15 protein-coding genes are annotated in these 19,620 nt (G+C 57.7%); all 15 read left to right on the forward strand.

Annotation, left to right across the window (positions count from 1 at the left end; genetic code table 11):
• Window positions 1-13 precede the first annotated feature (13 nt).
• The 15 genes from IPH10_02250 (at window position 14) to pilM (ending at window position 19,619) form a co-directional block, all read left to right on the forward strand.
• Window positions 14-1,387, forward strand: coding sequence for a sigma-54-dependent Fis family transcriptional regulator (locus IPH10_02250; GenBank protein MBK6909747.1), 1,374 nt, complete (start codon window positions 14-16; stop codon window positions 1,385-1,387).
• Between the two features lie 204 nt (window positions 1,388-1,591).
• A complete protein-coding gene (locus IPH10_02255; protein MBK6909748.1) occupies window positions 1,592-2,008 on the forward strand; it encodes a prepilin-type N-terminal cleavage/methylation domain-containing protein in 417 nt (138 codons plus the stop codon).
• A gap of 372 nt (window positions 2,009-2,380) precedes the next feature.
• Window positions 2,381-2,572, forward strand: a complete 192-nt coding sequence (locus IPH10_02260; GenBank protein MBK6909749.1) for a hypothetical protein — start codon at window positions 2,381-2,383, stop codon at window positions 2,570-2,572.
• Between the two features lie 19 nt (window positions 2,573-2,591).
• Window positions 2,592-8,660 (forward strand): Ig-like domain-containing protein, encoded by a 6,069-nt coding sequence (locus tag IPH10_02265; protein MBK6909750.1) that lies wholly within the window; start codon window positions 2,592-2,594, stop codon window positions 8,658-8,660.
• A gap of 11 nt (window positions 8,661-8,671) precedes the next feature.
• The gene (locus IPH10_02270) at window positions 8,672-9,421 is read left to right on the forward strand and encodes a hypothetical protein (protein ID MBK6909751.1); all 750 of its coding nucleotides are present in this window, start codon (window positions 8,672-8,674) and stop codon (window positions 9,419-9,421) included.
• Window positions 9,422-9,451: 30 nt separating this feature from the next.
• Complete coding sequence (locus tag IPH10_02275; GenBank protein ID MBK6909752.1) at window positions 9,452-9,826, forward strand: hypothetical protein; 375 nt, start codon at window positions 9,452-9,454, stop codon at window positions 9,824-9,826.
• 12 nt (window positions 9,827-9,838) lie between these two features.
• A complete protein-coding gene (locus IPH10_02280) occupies window positions 9,839-10,609 on the forward strand; it encodes a hypothetical protein (protein MBK6909753.1) in 771 nt (256 codons plus the stop codon).
• 15 nt (window positions 10,610-10,624) lie between these two features.
• On the forward strand, window positions 10,625-12,280 hold the full coding sequence (locus tag IPH10_02285; GenBank protein ID MBK6909754.1) for a hypothetical protein: 1,656 nt from the start codon (window positions 10,625-10,627) through the stop codon (window positions 12,278-12,280).
• A 12-nt stretch (window positions 12,281-12,292) separates the two neighbouring features.
• Window positions 12,293-13,447: a hypothetical protein gene (locus tag IPH10_02290; GenBank protein ID MBK6909755.1), complete on the forward strand. Its 1,155-nt coding sequence runs from the start codon at window positions 12,293-12,295 to the stop codon at window positions 13,445-13,447.
• 25 nt (window positions 13,448-13,472) lie between these two features.
• A complete protein-coding gene (locus IPH10_02295; GenBank protein MBK6909756.1) occupies window positions 13,473-14,582 on the forward strand; it encodes a PilT/PilU family type 4a pilus ATPase in 1,110 nt (369 codons plus the stop codon).
• Window positions 14,569-15,186 carry a hypothetical protein gene (locus IPH10_02300; protein MBK6909757.1) on the forward strand — a complete coding sequence of 206 codons (618 nt, stop codon included), beginning with the start codon at window positions 14,569-14,571 and terminating at the stop codon, window positions 15,184-15,186. The genes IPH10_02295 and IPH10_02300 overlap by 14 nt, the downstream gene beginning before the upstream one ends.
• A complete protein-coding gene (locus IPH10_02305; GenBank protein MBK6909758.1) occupies window positions 15,179-16,363 on the forward strand; it encodes a hypothetical protein in 1,185 nt (394 codons plus the stop codon). The genes IPH10_02300 and IPH10_02305 overlap by 8 nt, the downstream gene beginning before the upstream one ends.
• Window positions 16,364-16,377: 14 nt before the next feature.
• Window positions 16,378-16,752, forward strand: a complete 375-nt coding sequence (locus IPH10_02310) for a response regulator (protein ID MBK6909759.1) — start codon at window positions 16,378-16,380, stop codon at window positions 16,750-16,752.
• Window positions 16,742-17,863 carry a PAS domain S-box protein gene (locus tag IPH10_02315; protein ID MBK6909760.1) on the forward strand — a complete coding sequence of 374 codons (1,122 nt, stop codon included), beginning with the start codon at window positions 16,742-16,744 and terminating at the stop codon, window positions 17,861-17,863. The genes IPH10_02310 and IPH10_02315 overlap by 11 nt, the downstream gene beginning before the upstream one ends.
• Window positions 17,864-17,897: 34 nt before the next feature.
• Window positions 17,898-19,619, forward strand: coding sequence for a type IV pilus assembly protein PilM (gene pilM, locus IPH10_02320; protein MBK6909761.1), 1,722 nt, complete (start codon window positions 17,898-17,900; stop codon window positions 19,617-19,619).
• Window position 19,620 lies beyond the last annotated feature (1 nt).

The following is a 19,620-nucleotide window of genomic DNA, read 5'->3' on the forward strand; positions in this document are numbered from 1 at the left end:
GGAGAATACATACATGCTACGAGAGAAAATCCTGCTGGTGGATGACGAGCCCGGTCTGGCGTCATTCCTTGAAGAGGTCGTGCGAGAGGAAGGATTTCGGGTGCGTAAAGCGCAATCGGCGGCCGAGGCTCTGAGTGCGCTGGAGGAAGAGGCCTTCCAGCTCGTGATCACCGACTTGCGCATGCCGGAAGTTGACGGGCTTGAGCTGTTGCGCCGGGTGCGGGAGCGTGATCCGCAGCTCGGGGTTATCGTCATGACGGCCTTCGCCTCACTCGAGACGGCGGTGGAGGCCCTGCGGCTCGGCGCCATGGACTACATCACAAAGCCGCTGCACGTTCAGGAGATTCAGGTCGTGCTGCGGAAGGCGGTTGAGAGCCTTGACCTCAAACGTGAGAATCGGCGGCTCAAGGCAAAGCTAAGTGAGGAGAGCGGAGAGCCTCGCATCGTGGGCAGTTCCATGGAGACGCGTTCGATGCTTGAGCTTGTGCGCCGAGTGGCGCCTTCGGATTCGACCATTCTCATTACGGGAGAATCGGGAACCGGCAAGGAACTCATTGCACAGGTCCTGCATTTCTTTTCGGAACGGGCACGCGGTGAATTCGTGACTGTGAACTGCGCGGCGCTGCCGGATACCTTGCTGGAGAGTGAGCTATTCGGCCATCGGCGCGGCAGTTTCACCGGAGCGGTGCGCGACAAGGACGGCCTTTTTAAAGTCGCGAGCGGCGGAACGCTGTTTCTGGATGAAATCGGTGATATGTCGGCCGCGCTGCAAGTGAAGCTGTTGCGAGCCTTGCAAGAGCGTGAAGTGCTGCCGATTGGCGCGACGAAACCGGTGAAGATTGATGTGCGGGTCATTGCTGCTACAAATGCCGATCTCGAGCGCAAACAGCAAACGGGTGAGTTTCGGCCGGACCTATATTATAGGTTGTCGGTGATTCCCATTCATATTAAGCCGCTGCGCGAGCGCACGGGCGACATTCACGAGCTGGCAGCGTTCTTCCTGGAACGTGCGTGCAAGAAGGCGGGTGTGAGCACGCGCCGCTTCGCTCCCGAGACGATGCAGCGACTGATGCAGTATAAGTGGCCCGGCAACGTGCGTGAGCTGGAGAATACGATTGAGCGCTTGGTGATTTTGAGTGACCATGAAGTCATTGAGCCAGCGAGCCTGCCGGAGCGTTTGGGCGGCGGAGTCGCTGCCGCACCGTCGCAGCCGTATGCAAGCTCTGCAAGTCGTACACTTGATGATATGGAGCGGACCTACTTGCTGCAGGTGCTCGAAGAGTCCGGTTGGCAGAAAAAACGTGCTTCGGAGATTTTGGGAATTGATCCATCAACCATCTACCGCAAATTGCAACGTTACGGAATTAAGCCTCCGGCAGGTGTATGATGTTGCGGCATTTGAACGCGACCATTCGCGTATCGCTGGCTTAAATCAACACTTCGCATTGTGCAATGTGTCCGTATCAGTGTAAGTAAATGATAAATCTGATCCGCGTATCGGCGCCAAGTCTGGCACATGTGTTGCTCAATGGTAAGCTGAACGTGGAAGTATCACCAAGTGCCCATACACAAGAGAAGCTAGGAGACCACCATGCTTAAGGCCATCCGTAACAAGAAGAACCAAAAGGGATTCACGCTCATCGAATTGTTGGTCGTGATCGTGATCATCGGCATTCTGGCCGCCGTGGCCGTGCCGCGATTCATGGGCGCGCAGGATCGCGCTCGCATTGGCGCCGCGCGTGCCGACCTTGACCTGTTCCGTCAGGCTCTCGGTATGTTCGAAATTGACAATGCCGACTATCCTGCCGCGTTAACGTTGGTCACCGCCGCGACCGTGCTGGTTGACCCGCAAGGCAACCCGTATATGTCACTGCCGACGGGCGACAACTTCGCGGCCTTCACGTACACCTATGACGGTGCCGCGAACCCGACGTCGTACAGCATTGACGTTGAGTGCAACGACAACCAGGGGACCGTGTTGACGGCGACACCGGAAGGCATTCAGTAATCCCTGACAGCCTTGAAGAGAGACCCGCGGTCGTGAGACCGCGGGTTTCTCTTTTGCAACATGCAAGAAATTGCTCGGCATTGACACGAAACTCGGCAAAAACTACGAAAGCCGTTGCGAGAACGACGGCGAAGCCGGAAAGGTCGGCCGCGAAGCATTTGAAAAATAGAGCTATACCCGGCAAGAGTTGCATGGCACATGCATTGCACTCGTAAGCTTGGGCTCGAATCGGATTTTCCCCGACCGTCGAGCCGAGCAAATTTTCAGTTCAGTCAATGAATAGGGTAGACGCTTTTGAACGCATTAGCAACCCTCGGAGATACGTCGAATGATGTGAGTGCATCTGCTTGCGGTAGCGACCCGCAGGACCAGATGCAGATCTCATTGCCGTCGGAGACGGTGAGCATCAAACAGGCGCTGGCACGAGTCATTCCGGAAGTGGAGAGTGCGCTCATTAAACGCGCGCTCGAGCTGACAGGAAACAATCGAACCCGGGCCGCGAAGATTCTGGAGATTTCTCACCGCTCGCTACTCTACAAGCTCAAAAGTTACAATTGTGGATAAAGTGCAAGGAGTGCATGTGATGCAGCGCCGTTTGCCATTCAGTTTCTGGTTGCCCATGGGCACGTTGCTCAGCGTTGCCCTGTGGTACGGTTGCGAACAGAAGGGAGATTTGAGTCCGGTGTCCTCTGCACGGGACAATCTCGCTTTCATAGACACCATCATCATTGATCCGCCGGTTATTAGCCCATTGGGCACGGCGTGGATCGAAGCGCGTGTCGTTAACGAACAGCAGGAGCCCGCGGCCGGTGAAGATGTTCGCTTCACGGCGACGCGCGGAACGTTCGGCGAAGATGGACCTGACGTGACCATTCCCGCCGACAACTACGGCGTGGCCCGCACATTATATACGGCTCCCGCTGATACGGGCAACGTGTCCTTGCACATCGAGTTGGTCAGCATGCAGACGGCGCAATCGCGCTCGCTGCCAGTTCAAGTCGGTGCGGGATCGCAAGACGGCCTGTTAAGCGTAAGCGCTGACGAAGACACGCTGTTCGCGGACAACGGTGCTTCCACCACGCAGGTCCGGGCTCGAGTGCGCAATGCGCTGAATAACCCCATCGGCGGCGCGGAAGTTACCTTCTCGACGTCGCGCGGCGTGATTACTTCACCGAGCGTCACCGACGCGCAGACCGGCGCGGCCACCGCCACGCTAACGTCAACAGAAGCGATCGGGCGCGCCATGGTGGTTGCAACGTACAATGGAAATTCAGACACGGTCTACGTGGAATTCCTCGAACCTTTCGAGGCTTCGGCGATTCACGTGAACACGTCCCTGTCATCGCTGACGGCGGGCATGGATTCGTCGGTCATTAGCGCGCGGGTCATTGGCGAAGACGGCCAAACACTGCGTACAAATGTCATGGTGACGTTTGCCGCCAACGCCGGATCGTTCACCGCACAGGCTGTGACAACGGTGAATGGTGTGGCGACGACGACCTATCGCGCTCCAGTCACGGCCGGTCCGGTGACCATTGTAGCTTCAACCGGTACCGTTACGGGCGAAGCGGACGTTACCGTTAATCCCGGTGCGTTAGCGTCGTTGACACTGACAACGGGCGCCGACACCCTCGACGCTGACAATGCCAGCGAAACCATGGTCCGTGCACTCGCTCGTGACACCTACGGGAATCCCGCGCTGCCCGGAACCATTGTAGCGTTCAGCAGCGTCAATGGTTCGATTACCGAATCGGCATCCACCGACGCTTCCGGATACGCCAACGCGACGTTCCGCGCGGGCTTGAATTCAGGCAATGCCACAGTCACGGCGCTTAACGGCAGTATCGGCGGTAGTGCAGCAATCTACCTGCAGATGACCGAGGCCGAAGCTCTGAATATGACGGTTACACCCCGCCAACTTGTGGCCGACGGCCAAAGCACTGCGATACTGCGTGCGCAAGTCCTTGACGGCGATAATCGCCCCGTGTCCAACGGAACGATTGTTACTTTTACGTCGGAGCTCGGTCAGCTCGATGGCACAGGCGCCATTCATGATGGTGGAAAGCAGAGCCCGACTTGGAAGAATTCCGGTAACAGCGCCTTGGCGCGCACGCAAACTGCGCGGCTGCACGGCCACAACAAGGCCATGCGTGGCCCGGAACGTCGCGGCGATCCGGCCATGAGTGTTTTCAACGCTGTGACGCAAGACGGCTATGCCGTGGCGACGCTGACGAGTTCTACGACGGCGGCCAACGACTTGATCTCGGCCGTGGTCAACGGGCTGACGGACGAAGAGACCGTTACATATAGTGCAGGAACGGCGGCGAGCGTGGAAGTGACCCCTGCGGATGCAGATTTGCCCGCGGACGGTGCATCGAGCACGCCGGTTGTCTGTCGCGTCTATGACGCTTTTGGTAATCCGCTGGGCGGCGGTGTCGCGATTGCCGTGACGAGCACGATCGGTACGCTGTTGCCGACGTCCGGCTTCACCAATGCGAGCGGCACGTTCACCACGAATTTGACGAGCGCGCGCCAGGTGGGTAACTGCGCGATCGTGGCCAATGCAGGCGCGGCGAGCGGCTATGCCGAAGTAGATTTCACGGCACCGGAAGTCGCCGGACTGGTGCTTACCAGCACATCATCGTCCATTCTAGCGGATGGATACTCGTCAACGGTCGTCGTAGCGACGGTGCGTGACCAGCTCGGTCTCCCCGTCAGCGGACGCACTGTGGCCTGGTCCGCCGGCAATGGCATCGGCACACTGCAAGTGATTACCGGCGTCACCGACGCGAACGGCACGGTTAGCGCAGAGTTCTTCAGCGGTGCGTCAAACGTTGACGCGTCCCAAGTTGTGGATGCCGCTGCGGAAGGCGAAGAAGGATCCTACGCCATCACGATGCGCGGCGTTACCGTGCTCGTCAACGTGGAAGCGGACAATCTGCCCGCCAACGGCCAGGCGACTACTGACGTTCATGCAACGATACGTGAAACATCGAGCGGTTTGGCTGTGCCGAGCGCACCGGTCCGCTTCGCGACGACGAACGGCTCGATCGAGCAGTTCGCGGAGACGAACGAAAGCGGCGTGGCGACGGCTGTCTATCAGGCGGGCAATGACGCAGGTGAGGTTCATATCAGCGCATCGTTTGGCGACACGCTTCGTGCACAGTCCATGATCACGCTGACGAACACCGACGCCGAACAGATTGTCGTGACGATGGGCGATTCGGAACTATTAGCCAACGGTGAATCGTCCACGGAGGTCAGCGCATTCGTGACCGATGAGGGCGGCTATCCGGTGGAAAATGTCGAAGTCGTGTTCACGTCCGTTGCCAACGGTTCGTTCGAACCGGTGACGACCTTTACTGACGCTGCTGGCTTTGCGCGCTCTGAATTCATCGCCGTGGCGTCGGAGAACGATCTTGTCGCTCCGATTGACGTCGCCATCGAACGAAGCGCAATTCAGGATACCTTGACATTGCGCGGCGTGACTTTGCATGCGTACAGTGACGCGACGCTGTTGCCCGCGAATGGCGCGGCGACCGCGACGATAACGGTCAACCTCCGCGAGACGAGCAGCACGATCGCGATATCGGGTGCAACAATCCTGTGCGGCGCGAACATGGGTTCGATTGCCGCGAGCGGCATCACCAGTGAAGCCGGTGTTGCAACCTTCACGTATACTTCGGGAGTTGAAGTGGGCGACGCGAGTATCATCGTGCGCTACGGCAACCAGTTGCGTGATACGGTGACGATCTCTATGTTCTCGCCCTCGCCATCCGGATTGGACCTTGAGTCCGATCAGATGTCGTTGTTGGCCGACGGTCAGAGCTCGGCGAATCTGAGCTGCCGACTGTTGGATCAATCGGGCAGTCCGATTGCGAACACGCAGATTGTCTGGAGCGTGAGCGGTCCGGGCAGCCTGACGGATGGCATGAGCTACACGAACTCCGACGGCTATGCGACGAATGTTTACAACAGCGCAGGCCGCGCCACGGATGCGACGACCATTGTGCGGGCGCATTCGCAGTCCGCGTCTGATTCCGTGTCGCTTGCGTTGCGTGGCGTGACGGTCGTCTCATCTGCACAATTCAATGCGATGCCGGCAAACGGCATTTCAAGCAACACGATTACGGCTCAAGTTCGTGAGACAACCAGTCTCGTTGCGGTGTCGGGACGAGACGTGACGTTTGGCACGAGCCTCGGTTCCATACCGAACACGGCTGTTACGAACTCGTCGGGTATGGCCACCGTGAATCTTGTAGCCGGAAGCACGAGCGGCAATGCGCTGGTCGTGTGCACGATGGGTCCGCAACTTGGTGATTCGGTGATGGTCAACATGTATGCGCCAACGGCGCAGAACGTGGCGGTTGTCCCGCAGACCAATACGGTGCGTGCCGACGGATTAAGCAGTGTACCGGTTACGGCCACGGTCAGCGACGCCATGGGTGTACCATTGGCCGATGCGACCATCACCTGGACGGCAAGTGGAATCACTTTCACGCCGGTGACGACCGTGACCGGACCCGACGGCGTGGCGATGCTGAATTTCGCTCCGGCGGGCCGTTCGACCAATCTGAGTACTACCTTGACTGCGGCTGCCGGTACGGCGCAAGGCACAACCGCGATTACGCTGCGCGGCGTCACAGTGACGACGACGGCGATTCCGGACATGGTCATTGCGGACGGCAACTCGACCTCAGAGATTCGCGTGCATGTTTACGAGACCGTTTCGCAGATCGCGATTCCTGAAGCGACGGTCTATTTCGGGACAAATCCCGGTACGATACCGCAATCGGCTGAAACGGATGCGAGCGGCGTCGCGTCGGTAAACCTTGAGGCTTCAACGACGACTGGCACCGCCACGGTAACGGCAACGTATGGTCAGACGCTTACTGCGCAGACCAGTGTCCTGTTTGCCGCTTCGACGCCTACCACGCTTTCGTTGACGGCATCGCCGACGATTCTGTTTGCTGACAACAACTCGGCTTCAACGCTGACCGCGAATGTGACGGACCAGAACGGCAACCCGGTGCCCGATGGCACGCAGGTACGATTCAGCATTCCGCCGCAATCAGGATCGCTCGAGAATCTGCGGACTACAGTCGGCGGCGTGGCGAGCAATTCGTTGACGTCCAGCTCGAGTCCTGACACGTTCTATGTCGCAGCGTGGGCCGAGGATAACCCGGTCGTGCGCGACAGCGTTCAAATCATCTACCGCGTCGGCGATCCGTCTGTAGTGATCATGTCGGCGATGACCGATAGCTTGCTGGCGAACGGCATCGCAACTGACAGCATCACCGCACGGGTGACGGATGCCGTGGGGCACCCGCTGCCCAATGTGGAAGTGCAGTTCAACGCCACCATAGGCAACATCACGGCCAGCCGCGTTACGAACGCACAGGGCAACGCGACCGTACCGTTTAGTTCGTCGCAAACGGGCACATCCATTGTGACGGCCCGCGCCGGGTCGGCGGTGGCGAGTTACAACATCTTCCTGTTGCCCGGCCTGCCGAACAGCATCCAGTTGACATTCCTGCCGAATTCGGTTGGCGTGCGCGGAAGCGGACGCAACGAAACGCTGTTGATTACGGCGACCGTCAACGATGCGAACAACAATCCAGTCGTGGATGGAACGCCCGTGACGTTTAACATCAACAACTCCCCCGGCGGCGGTGACTTCCTGTCGAGCGGGAACGCGATTCCGACGATTAACGGTCAAGCGACGGTCGCCTACAATTCGGGCACCGTGAGCGGTACGGCCCGCGTGCGAGCGGTCTGCGCCGGCGTGAGCGCCGTATCCACGGAAATTTTGATTCACGCTGGACCGCCGTATATCGAGAACATTGGCGACGGCTGTCTGTCGAGTCACATGGCAATCGGCGCGAGTCCGTGCAATATGTTCGGCATGGATATCGTGGGCGAGAGCGTCCAGTTGGTTTGCCTCGTGGGCGATCGTTATAACAACCCCGTGACGCCGGGTACCGCCGTGTACTTCACGACATCCGGCGGCGTAGTGACCACAGCCACAGGTTATACCGACTCGGCCGGCTTTGCGCGCGTCACGCTGTACAGCGGCAATCCGCTGCCGACCGTGAGCCGTTGGCTGAACACCTTGACCGATCCGAATCTGGGCACAACGGTGCTTTGTACCGACGTGCCGGATCAGAATGGCATGGCCAAGGTCATGGTAAAGACGGCCGGTGTTGACGCCACGGGCGACAGCGTCTGGGTGTGGGCCACGACAAACGTCGTGTTCGATTACAGCCAGCCGATCCTGAACCTCCGAGAAGTGACTGTCAACGGCGACCCGGACGAGCGCACACTGTTCATCGGCGAAAATGCGTTGATTCGCTTCGCACTGTATGACAGCAACTACTGGCCGATGGTGTCGGGTACGACCGTGACCTTCAGCGCGAGCGCAGGCAACGTCTACCCGAGTGAAATCGAAATCGGCTGTCCGGGCGACACCACCTACACGGTCAGCTTCTTCAACAACATGACGACGAACGATGACGACGCCGCCACCCCGGTGCTGATCAACGTTTCCGCAGAGTACGGCGCGGCCTATGCGTTCACTGAGACGTTCACGTTGCGCGCGGCATTCAGCGGTGCGGCGCCACCGCCGTCCCGCGATGATGAGACCATTCAATAAGCGAGGCATACATGAAGATCAGATACATTTCCATTACCTGCGCAATGCTGCTGCTCACTTCCGCAGCAACCGCAATGGTCGGAGGTCCGCTGTTTTGCGTGGGCAATAAGGTCACAAGCATGACGGTTGAAGTCGAGCGAGTTGACTACAGTGTGCCGATGTCCGCCGACTTGAGCGGGCGCGGCGGCAGCCAGACACAACGGCTATTCCTTACCGGCAGCTATGGCTTGGCGGAATTCGTTGACGCGCACGTGAAACTCGGTGCCGCGGACTTGAACTTCGACGAGTTCAACAACGGCTTCTCGCCCTTCGCGAGTGATCCGTCGTTCGCGTGGGGCGCGGGCCTGAAGGCGGGCATTCCGTTCAACGAAAAGCTACAATTGAACGCGAGCTGTGATTACATCGGCTTCAATGCCGAAGGCGAAGTGTCGCGCACAGGCCGCACGATTTCGAACAAGTACTTGTGGCAGGAACTTCGTCCAGCGGTCACGCTCGGTTACAGGATTTCGGACGTAACGCCGTATGTCGGCGTGAGCAAGACTTTCCTGACCGGAAACCGCGAGTTCACGGTGGCCTATAACGGCAACATCCTTGACGCGGCGTCCGGAAGCGAAACTTATACAGATGGAGAACAGCCGATCAGTCCGCTTGTTGGTCTCGAATGGCATCTTCCCGACGGCTATTCGCTGACAGGCGAAGCGGCCAGCGGCGAGGACGGAAACTTCGGAATCTCGATTGGCTTGTCGCAAGCCTTGCGCTAAGCAGCAACCGGCAAGGAGAACAAGATGAATATGAAACGAGCACTACGAAAATGGCAGGCCGGCATTAGCCTGTTAGAGGTACTGGTCACGACACTCATCGTGACCGGCGGTCTGGTCGTTGTGATGGCGTCGTTCGTGGGAATTGCCAAATCGAATCGCTACGTTGAAAAGATGGAGACCGCGAACAATCTGCTGCGACTCGAGATGGAAAACTTGCGCAACAACGACTACGGCGCGATCCAATCGTTGTCCGGCGACTACAACGAAAGTTTCTCGGATCAGCCGGACTTCAGGCGCAGAATCACGGTGACAGACCTTGGCAGCGTAAAACGCGTTACCGTTCAGATCTTCTTCAATGACGATCACCATGTTGCCGAAGCCACGACGATGGTGGCGAATCTCTAAAAGGAAGCGAACATGCTTGCAATAACACGCATGGGCGAACACAGGGCAATCGGGCGCATACAGCGCGGCGCATCGTTATTGGAGATGACACTCTCCATGACTCTGGGCGCCGTAATTCTGGTTTCACTCTTCTCGCTCTACTACGTCGCGGCGGCTACCGCGGCCAAAGAAGAGAGCAGATCAGTCGCTACTTCGGAAGGGCGCTTGCTGACCATGCGCGTTGTGCGCGACGTGCGTTTAATGGGGCTTCTCGCGACCGAAGACATTGACGGCGACAGCAATGACATTGACACCGATGTTCCGGACATAAACTGGAGCAACGGGGTGCTTGAACCAATCGAGCATGCGTCCACTTACAACCTTGTCTTCAGTTGTGACATTGACGACGACTCGGTCACCGAAACCGTCGGTTATTGGATGAATGAGAACGGCATTCAGCAGGACATGTGGGAATGGCAACGTGACTCGACGGACTGGAGTATTCGCACCGCTCGAATCATTGGAGACAATGTGGACGCGGTGTTGTTCCGTTACTACGACAGAGACGGAAATGAGCTTCCGACGTCCGGGCCGATCCCGGTAGGCGGATATACTCTGACCGCGGGCGAGCGCATGCGGGTGACAGCCGTTGAGGTGAGCGTCGTCATTCGTTCGGAAGAGGCCGCCAACGTTACGCGCAGCAATTACCTGATGCTGCCGGACGGCAGATACTGGTACGATCACTTTCACCGGGAGCTGTACCGCTTCCTGGTGCGCGGACGCAATTTGAATCTTGAATCATAACGCCCGAGGATGAACATGAAACGAAGTCATGGCGGCTCGAAGGGCGGCAAGGCAGGGCAAAGTACGCGCCAGCAGGGCATGATTATGCTGGCCGCGGTAGTTATGCTGGCTGGTCTGATGTTTGTGGCAACGACTTCCTCGCTGAACTCGATTGGTACAACAAAAGTTGAAACGACTGCGCTGGATGAAACCCGGACGTTCTATGCGGCGGAGGCCGCCGTCGAATGGGGTGTTGATCAGTTGCGCGACTACCTTATGGTCAATCTGGACCCGGAAACCGCAGAGCTGGATTCACTGCCGCTCCCGGACATGGATGGTTATGTGTACGACCTCTACGAAGTCGAACGTGTTGGAGTGACGACGCAAGAAGTCATCACGGCAGGTGACTATCAGGGCCTGATCGGTTTTGTTAATCGGTACGGCATCACAGCGCGCGCGCAGTCCAACCGATCCTCGACGACCATTGCGCGCGAAATCCAACATCAGTTCATTCCGCTGTTTCAATTCGGCGTGTTCTATGATAAGGACCTTGAAATATACCCGGGCCCTGAAATGACTTTTGAGGGTCGAGTGCATACAAATGCAGACCTATTCATGGGTGCTGAGACCGGCATCATCTGCAATTCGTATGTTACATCGGGCGGTCAATACTGGCACCACCGCAAGGATGGCGCGCACGTTGACCCGCCGGGCTATGTGCGCATCATGAACAACCTTGGCGCTTACGAAGATGTGTGGCGGGGCGGATATTGGTTGGACAATCGCCAGGCGGATTGGGCGAATCAGGCATTGACTGTGTGGGGCGGACAAGTACGCGACAGCGCGCACGGCATGTCAACGCTCCGGTTGCCGCTGCCGCCCGCCGCTGACCAGCACGAAATCGTCGAGCGCGCGGACACGCTCAATGACGGCGCTCAAGAGATTGCCGCAAAGTACTGGTACAAGGCCGGTATGCGTTACGTAGACGGAGTGCTGACGGACAGTGCGGGAACGGTGCTGGCGAATCCGGGCTACTTCGTCTATACGGTCAACAAGTTCACGGACGCTCGTGAAGGTCGGAGAATGGACGTTGTTGATGTTGACATAGGTGCGATCCGGGCCGCCGGAGTGTATCCGGCAAACGGCATCATCTACATCAGCGATTACCGCGGTGCGGACAAAGCCGTACGCATCAAGAATGCAGCACAACTCCCGCCGAACGGGCTAACGATCGCGACCGATCTGCCGCTTTATATCTGGGGAAACTACAACACCGTCAGCAAGCGTGGTTCGTCGCTGCTTTGCGATGCGATCACCTTCTTGTCGCCGGCCTGGCTTGACGCAAACTCTGCGTTACCGCTGAACAGCCGGGTACCCAGTACCATGACGGTGAATGCCTGCATAATGACCGGTCATGTCTCGAGCGTTGACGGCGGAGCCTATAGCGGCGGTCTGGAAAATCTGCTGCGTTTCCTCGAAAAGTGGAGCTCGCAATGGGTGAACTACCGGGGGAGCATGATAGACCTGTGGTATAGCCGCTACAACGTTGCGCCATGGGTGTATGGTGGCTACTATACGGCTCCAAAACGTAACTGGGGATTTGATACCGACCTACTTGATCCGGACAATTGGCCTCCGGGAACTCCGCGCGTACACACAGTGCAACGCGGCGCGTGGCGGCAGATAAGCTAAAGGAAGATAAGTATGAACCTGTCCTTAAAGAGCGGGAAGAAACCTGATTCGAAATCGCGCCTCTTGCTGCGCAGCGGCAAGTGGAAAGCCGCGCTGCCGTTCTATGAAGAACAGGCGCGAGCGGACGAGCAAGACTACAGCAAGTTGAATCTGCTGGGTGATATACAATTCCGCGCCGGCGACTCGACTGCCGCCGCTTCAAGCTGGTTGCGCGTCATGGACGGCTTCGCTCAGGAAAGCCTGCATGAGAACGTGCTGGGCGTCGGCCGCAAGATTGCCAAGCGTTGTCCGGAGGAAACGTCCGTTCACCTGGTCCTCTCCGACGCCTATCTTGGACTGGAGTATTACGCCGACGCAATCAGTTCGTTTCGCAGTTACGTGAAGCTCTGCAAGCAGGCAACGAGCGCGGAAAAGAAGAACTGGTTCCGCCGTGTGTTGACGATTGACATTGCGCACCCGCATCTGCTGGAAGAAGTACAGCAGATCTACGAGGAATGTGCCTTTGAAGACATCGAGCTCGAGCGCGAGGTTAAGGCGTGGGTGAAGCGGATGTTTGAGGCCCAAGAGTACAAGCCCGAAAGCGAGGAAATCCTGGTCGCTGAAGAGAATAACTTCGAATCGCCAATGCTTGCCGTCGAGACTGATGGCTTGATGACGATAGACACAGGTTGGTCAGGGCAAGGAGCTGATTTCATCCGGCAGGATGCGATCTCGTACGATTCTCCCGTCCCCGCCTATGCGCCGCAAGACGCTGCAAGTTCTTATGTTGCCGCAGCCGACACGCCCGAAGAAGATATCCCCGATGGCCAGGGCAAGGACCATTTCGATCTGGGCGTCGTCTACGCCGAAATGAAGTTGTGGGATGCTGCCATCACGGAGTTTCAGACGGCCCGGCGAGACCGCAGTATTCGCAGCAAAGCGACGATTGAGCTCGCTCAGTGCTTCAAGAACTCCAATGATCCTCATCGAGCGTTGCGACTGCTCGAGGACGAGACAGCCGTCACCGCAGCGGAAGCGGACGTTCAGGATGATCTCAATTTCCAGATGGGCGTCCTCAATGAGACTTTGGGCAACGCCGCTGCCGCCGCCGCATGTTACGAAAAAGTCAGCGCGGAATCCCAAAATTACGGTGAAGCCACATCGCGAGCCGCTCGCGTGCGCGCTTAACAAATAGGAGAAGAAGGGCAAGGGCATGGAACTCAAAGGGCTGTTGGAGATGCTGTTCGCCAAAAAGGCGTCGGACTTGCACTTGCGGGTCGGCAGCGTGCCGGTGTTGCGGATTGATGGCAATCTGTTCGGCACGCGACCGGAGCCGGTGAGCGAGCGCGAGATGACGGTGTTGTTGAATGAAGCCCTGACATCGGGTCAGTTGGAGCGCTTCCTGCGCGACAAAGAGCTTGACCTTGCGTTGACCGTTCCCGGCCATGGCCGAGTGCGCGTAAACGCCTATTTCCAAAAAGGCACTCCGGCGCTGGCTTTCCGCGCCATCAAGACGTCCATTCCAACGTTTAAAGAGCTGGGGCTTCCGCCTGCCATCGAGCGCCTGTGCTCGCAGCGCCGCGGCATCATTCTGCTTACCGGCGCCACCGGATCGGGAAAGTCCACGACGATGGCCTCGATGATCGAGCACATCAATCAAACGCGCAGCCTCAATATCCTGACGATTGAAGATCCGATCGAGTTCGTGTTCTCGAACAAAAAGTCGCTGATCGCTCAGCGCGAGGTGCTGATTGACACGGAGTCGTTTCTGGCGGCTCTGACGCATGCGCTGCGCGAAGACCCGGACATTATCATGGTCGGCGAGATTCGCGATCAAAATACCATGAAGATCGCATTGCAAGCCGCGGAGACCGGCCACCTTGTGCTGACGTCTCTGCACACCCTGAATGCGGTTGAGGCTATCAACCGCATTATCTCGTTCTTCCCGTTGAATGAACAGGCGCAGATCCGCGCGATGCTCTCCGGCGCCTTGCAAGCCGTGATTTCACAGCGGCTCGTCGGCCGCAAAGATGCGCGGGGCCGCGTACCGCTGGTGGAGATCATGATCAGCACCGCCGCCATCCGTGAGTGTCTCACGCAGACTGACAAGATGAACCTGATTCACGGACTTATCGAGGACGATCAGGGCACTCACGGTATGCAGACATTCGACCAATCCATTTTGAATCTGTTTAATCTCGGACTGATCTCAATTGAGACAGCCCTTGAAAACGCGAATAATCCGAATGACCTCGAAATGGCCATACGCGGCATTAAGTCGTCCGGATCCAGACTTGCGGAGGCGGCCCATGGAGTCGCATAATGAGAGCAATTTGTTGGAGACGCTGGAACGCTATCGCGTGCGACGGTTCACGGGCAAGATTTCCGTCGAGAACGAACTGACCACAGCGGACATTTGGTTCGTGCGCGGAAACTTGACGCACGTTGAGAACCGCAACGGCGAGACCGGTTGGAAAGCACTTGAAGGCCTCAAAGGCGGCACGTTGTCATGTGCCGAGCTGATGGACGCGCTGCCGCCGCAGCGCTCGATTCGAGTCGAAACGGGGCGGCTGCTCAAGGCGATGAGAAGTTCGGCAGGCGCGCAGCGGGAAGCTGCTTTGCGCGTGCCGGTGCCGCTGCATTTGCGGCTGCAAACGAAGTTCATGGAGTTGCGCAACCGGATAAGCGGCCTGCGCGCTTTCGAGCTCAGCCGGGCCAAGCACGAACGTGAAAGCAGCCGGGGTAGTGGTGAACGTCTAATCCTCGAGCGCGATCCGCGCGGGTGCCGGTGGACGCACCGGAATAGCCAAAATGAGCTGACTGTTCGTGGAGACGAGAGTACGACCACGACCGAATTAATGCTGGCCGGAGAAGAAATGTGGCGCGAATTTGAGCGACTGAATCATTCCGACCGGGGCCATGAGTAACTCCGCAGCTCTTGACGCTCGCCTCGAGAAACGACTTGTTCGCAGCCGTTTGTTGAATGACGAGCAGCTTTCGCGAGCGCAAGTCGTGCAACGCGAATCTGCGGTCAGTCTGGCCGAGGCAATTGCCCAATTGAACCTGATTTCTATGCATGATCTCGCGACAATCGTCGAGAGCATGCAGGAGACACGCTCGGTTAAGCTCGAGGATGTTCAGATCGACTCCGAAGCGGTGAGGCACATCCCGGCGCAAGTGGCGTTGAAATTCGCGTGTGTCCCGGTCAGGCGATCAGGCAACACAATTGTGGTGGCGATGTCGGACCCCGGAGATAAGGCCGCACTGGATGCGCTGCGCGCCGTCACCGACTTCGAAATCATGCCGGTGCTGGCTGATTTTGAGGCACTTGAACATGCGCTGTACATCTTTTACGGTTCCGGAGCAAACACGGACGCAGGACGATTGGAAACGACCAAACGCGGCGGCGTGTCGAGCGGCTGGGAAATTGGTTCCCCGTGGAACTCGGACTTTGATTCTTTTGTTGACCACGAGGGAGTGACGCGCGCGCGCGAGCTTGCCAAGATTGTGGCAGCGGGCCAGTGGGACGGCTTGAGTGAAGCGCTTGTTCTCGTCGGCCCGAGCGGTTGCGGCAAGTCGCATTTGCTAAGCGCAATTCGACACTATACGGCAACCCGCGAGCCCTTGCTGCGCGGCCTGCATGTTCACGGTGACCAGCTTAAGCGCGCGTTTGCCGATTACATGTTGGCGGGAAAAGAGAATGCGCTCCGCTTTGAAATGCGCGATAGATCATTGCTGCTCTTTGACGACTTCTACAGCGCATGGGGACATGAAGCACTTGAAGAAGAGATCGTAACGGCCATGAACATTGTGCTTCACTCGGGCGGTGTGGTCATGGTTGCGCTGACAGTTGAACAGTTCTTCGGTGGACCGTTCAGCAAAGCGATGCGCGAGCTTATGGCGCGAGCGACCGAAGTCCGGATGCAACTGCCGACGGAGGACGCGATGCGGAGTATTGTCCGGGCCCGCTGCGGCGCGGAGCGCGCAGCTTCTCTGTGCGCCGAGCTGTGCAATCAGCAGTCCTCGCACACTTTGTGGTCTACAATGCAAGAGTGGGCGCTTGCCCATCCGGCACTCGATCAAGACAAAGCGGTGCAACGATGAACAGCACGAGGGTCATGCTGCTGGATGATGATTCGCGGTATCTGGAAGTCATTCAGTTCAGCTTGGAGTCCGCGGACATGACGGTCGATACAGCCGTTTCGGGAGCCGGTCTCAGCGCCCGCATAGAGCGCTTCGCACCAGATGTTCTCGTGATGGATGTCATGCTTGGTGAGCATAACGGGATTGCACTCGCGCGTGCCTTTCGTGAGGAAAGTGGGCGCTATGACTTGCCGATCGTGTTTGTGAGCGCTTGGACCGGAACCGGTGAATTGCGATTACCTGGGAATTCAGTGATGCTGTTCAAGCCGTTTACACCGAACGAGTTAATCAAAGCAATTGGTGATGCGCTGCGTGGGCAGCAGGTCACCGCAGACAATAATGTGCGCTGAAGTTACATCAAATCACACCGCGCTTGTTCTGGCCGACGCAATCCTGCGTTCTGCTGTTGATCTGGCGTATGTTATAGATCGCAAAGGGCAACTTGTGGCCGGTAATGAGCGCTTCTGGTTGGAGTTCTCCGTTACTGGGGCGCCCAGTCCGCTGCAACCGCTGGCTGGTATGATCGCGGAAGATGAACGCGCGATGGCTGAGCGTATATGGGAGACCGTACAGCGACACCGGCGAGCGGAGCGATCGGTGCGCCACATGCGAACGACAGGCGGACAGATGCACACCTTCAGCGTCGTCGAGACTCCGGTGGTGCATGCCAACGAGGTGACGGGTGTTCTGGGTGTGGCGCGCGACGTGAGCGAAGAAGCGACCATTGAAGATAAGTTGTGGAATCAGCAGGAACATCGCGAGGCGGCGCTCGAATACGCCGTGCGTGCTTCGATGGGATTGGTCAAGGGTTACGTATATTCCCTACGCAAACTTGAGAACATGCCCGAAGATAAACGCAGCCGTTTCAGTCAGGTGATCGCAGACGAAATTGACACCATGGGCCGGAGCATTGATAATTTGCTATTCAGTCGCGGCTCTGCGGACCTCCACGCGGATGAAGAGGTGTTTGACCTGCGGCATGTAGTGCACGAGGTGTTGAGCAACTGCAGAGCGGAAAGTGTGCGACGTGAGATCCGCCTGGAGTTTGACGATCCCAATGTGGAAGTGAATTACCACGGCCATGAAGAAGCGGTAGCGCGCGTGATCGCGAACCTCGTAGACTTCTGCCTGTTGCGCCTCACTCACATGGGCACGGTCACGGTCAGCATCTCAGACTGCGTCGAGTATATTGATATCGGCATCGTGGACAAGGGCGCGCCGGTCAATCGGGAGCAATTGGACGGGCTATTGAGTCCGGCACGAACTCCCGTGAAGGCTGATGGCGTCGCCTTCAGCGGCACGTTTGATCTTGAAGTCGCCAGACTACTGTGCGATTCAATGGGCGGAGGACTGGATCTGCGGGTGAGCGATGACCATAGCATTCAGTTTACAATCATGCTCCCGCGTTCGATCAATTATTTACATCGCGGCACCGTTCAATCACATTCGGCGGTCGAGTAACCGTACGCATAGACATCAGAGATAAGGGCAAGTCATGGCAAAGCGGAGCAAAATCGGCATCGGGATTGACGTGGGCAGCAAGCGTGTTCGCCTCGCGGTCCTGAAAAATACGGGTGACACCGTGGCCGTGGATAAACTGGCATGTGTGGATCTGCCACAGGACGCTGTCGTGGACGGCATGCTGATGGACAGCACGGCCGTTAGTGATGTGCTGACCCAGTTGGCCAAAGAGCACGGTCTGAAGGGCAAAGAGATCGCTGTCGCCGTCGGTGGCCGCCAGTTGATGATCAAGAAGATCACGACAGACGACATGTCTGACGAAGAACTGCGCCACGCGATTGAATACGAAGCGGACACAAACCTGCCGTTTAATATTGATCAGGTGTCGCTCGACTATGCCCGCTTGCATCAAGACGTTGACGGCGGTCGGATGGACGTCCTGCTTGTGGCCGCGAAGAATGAGGTTGTATTCGACTCGACGGAACCGCAGCATTGGGCCGGCATGAAGCCGAAACTTCTCGAAGCCGCGCCGTTTGCCATTCAAGCCGCGCTCACCGAGGCGGGATACCTCGATATGGAAGGTATCGTCGGAGTCTTGCACATTGGTTTTCAAAGCACGGAGGTTATGCTCTATGACATGTCCCAGTTTGAGACCAGCCGCAGCATTCCGATCGGCGGTAAGGCCTACATTGAAGGACTGATCAGGCGATGTGGCTTTGGATTTGACAAGGCGGTGGGTATGCTCGGCAAGACCGTGCGTACTGAAGAGGAGCAGGATGCTCTGGATGCGGTGGCACGGAGCGTCAGTGAGCGTCTCGCTGAACAGATCGAACGCGGCCTGCCCGAGTACCTTGGAGTTTTGGCCGAGCGCCCGATTTCGCGCATGCTGATGTGCGGCGGAGGTGCGGAGCTGCCGTGCCTTCAGTCGGCCATGCGTCAGCGCTTCGGCATTGATGTTGACGTTGTGGATCCGTTCCGCAAGATGAATGCGCCGTCCAAAGGTGTTGTGCTGCCTGAAGGCGGCGACGCCGCAGGATATTCGAGCGCGGTAGGGTTGGCTCTGCGAGCCATGGGCGGCGATCACCCCGGATTCAACTTAGTGTTCCGCAGTGACCGCCCGGAGACCAAGCGCGAGCACTATCTGGGCGCGCGCGCGGTGGTACCGATTCTGGGAATCTCAGCCGTGCTGCTGGGTATGACGATTGTGCATCTCAGCCAGCAAAACCGACTATCTGCGCTCGAATCCCGACTGGAGGCTATTCGCTCCGAGACGGACATCTACAGGGACAAAATCGCCGTTGTTGAAGACCTGACGATGAAGCGCGCCGACGTCTCGGAACGCATTGACGTGATTCAAGAGCTCGATCGCAATCGGTTCGCACGTGTCGAAGTGCTTGAGATGCTTGCACGCCGACTGCCGTCCTTAATGTGGTTGACCGAAGTCAAAGAGTCGCCGACGCCCAACGGTGCGGGCGTGCACGTATCCGGTATGACGAGTTCAAATACTCGCGTCGCTGAGTTTATGACGGCGCTGCTGAACGAACCACGCGTCAAGGCGGTGGACCTACTGGTCACGCAAAGCAACCAAATTGGCGAGACCGATGTTACCGAATTCACGCTGCAGATAACCATACCGACGATTGAAATGCAGGCGATTAAGTCCAAGCGCGAAAATCTGATCAAGAAGGGCGCGGCCGCCGTGAAAGAGAAGAACAAGGCGCTCGATGAGGCTAAGAAAGAAACTGAGAAGCATTAAA

The organism is bacterium (assembly GCA_016702305.1).
In the GTDB taxonomy this organism is placed as follows: Bacteria; Electryoneota; RPQS01; order RPQS01; family RPQS01; genus JABWCQ01.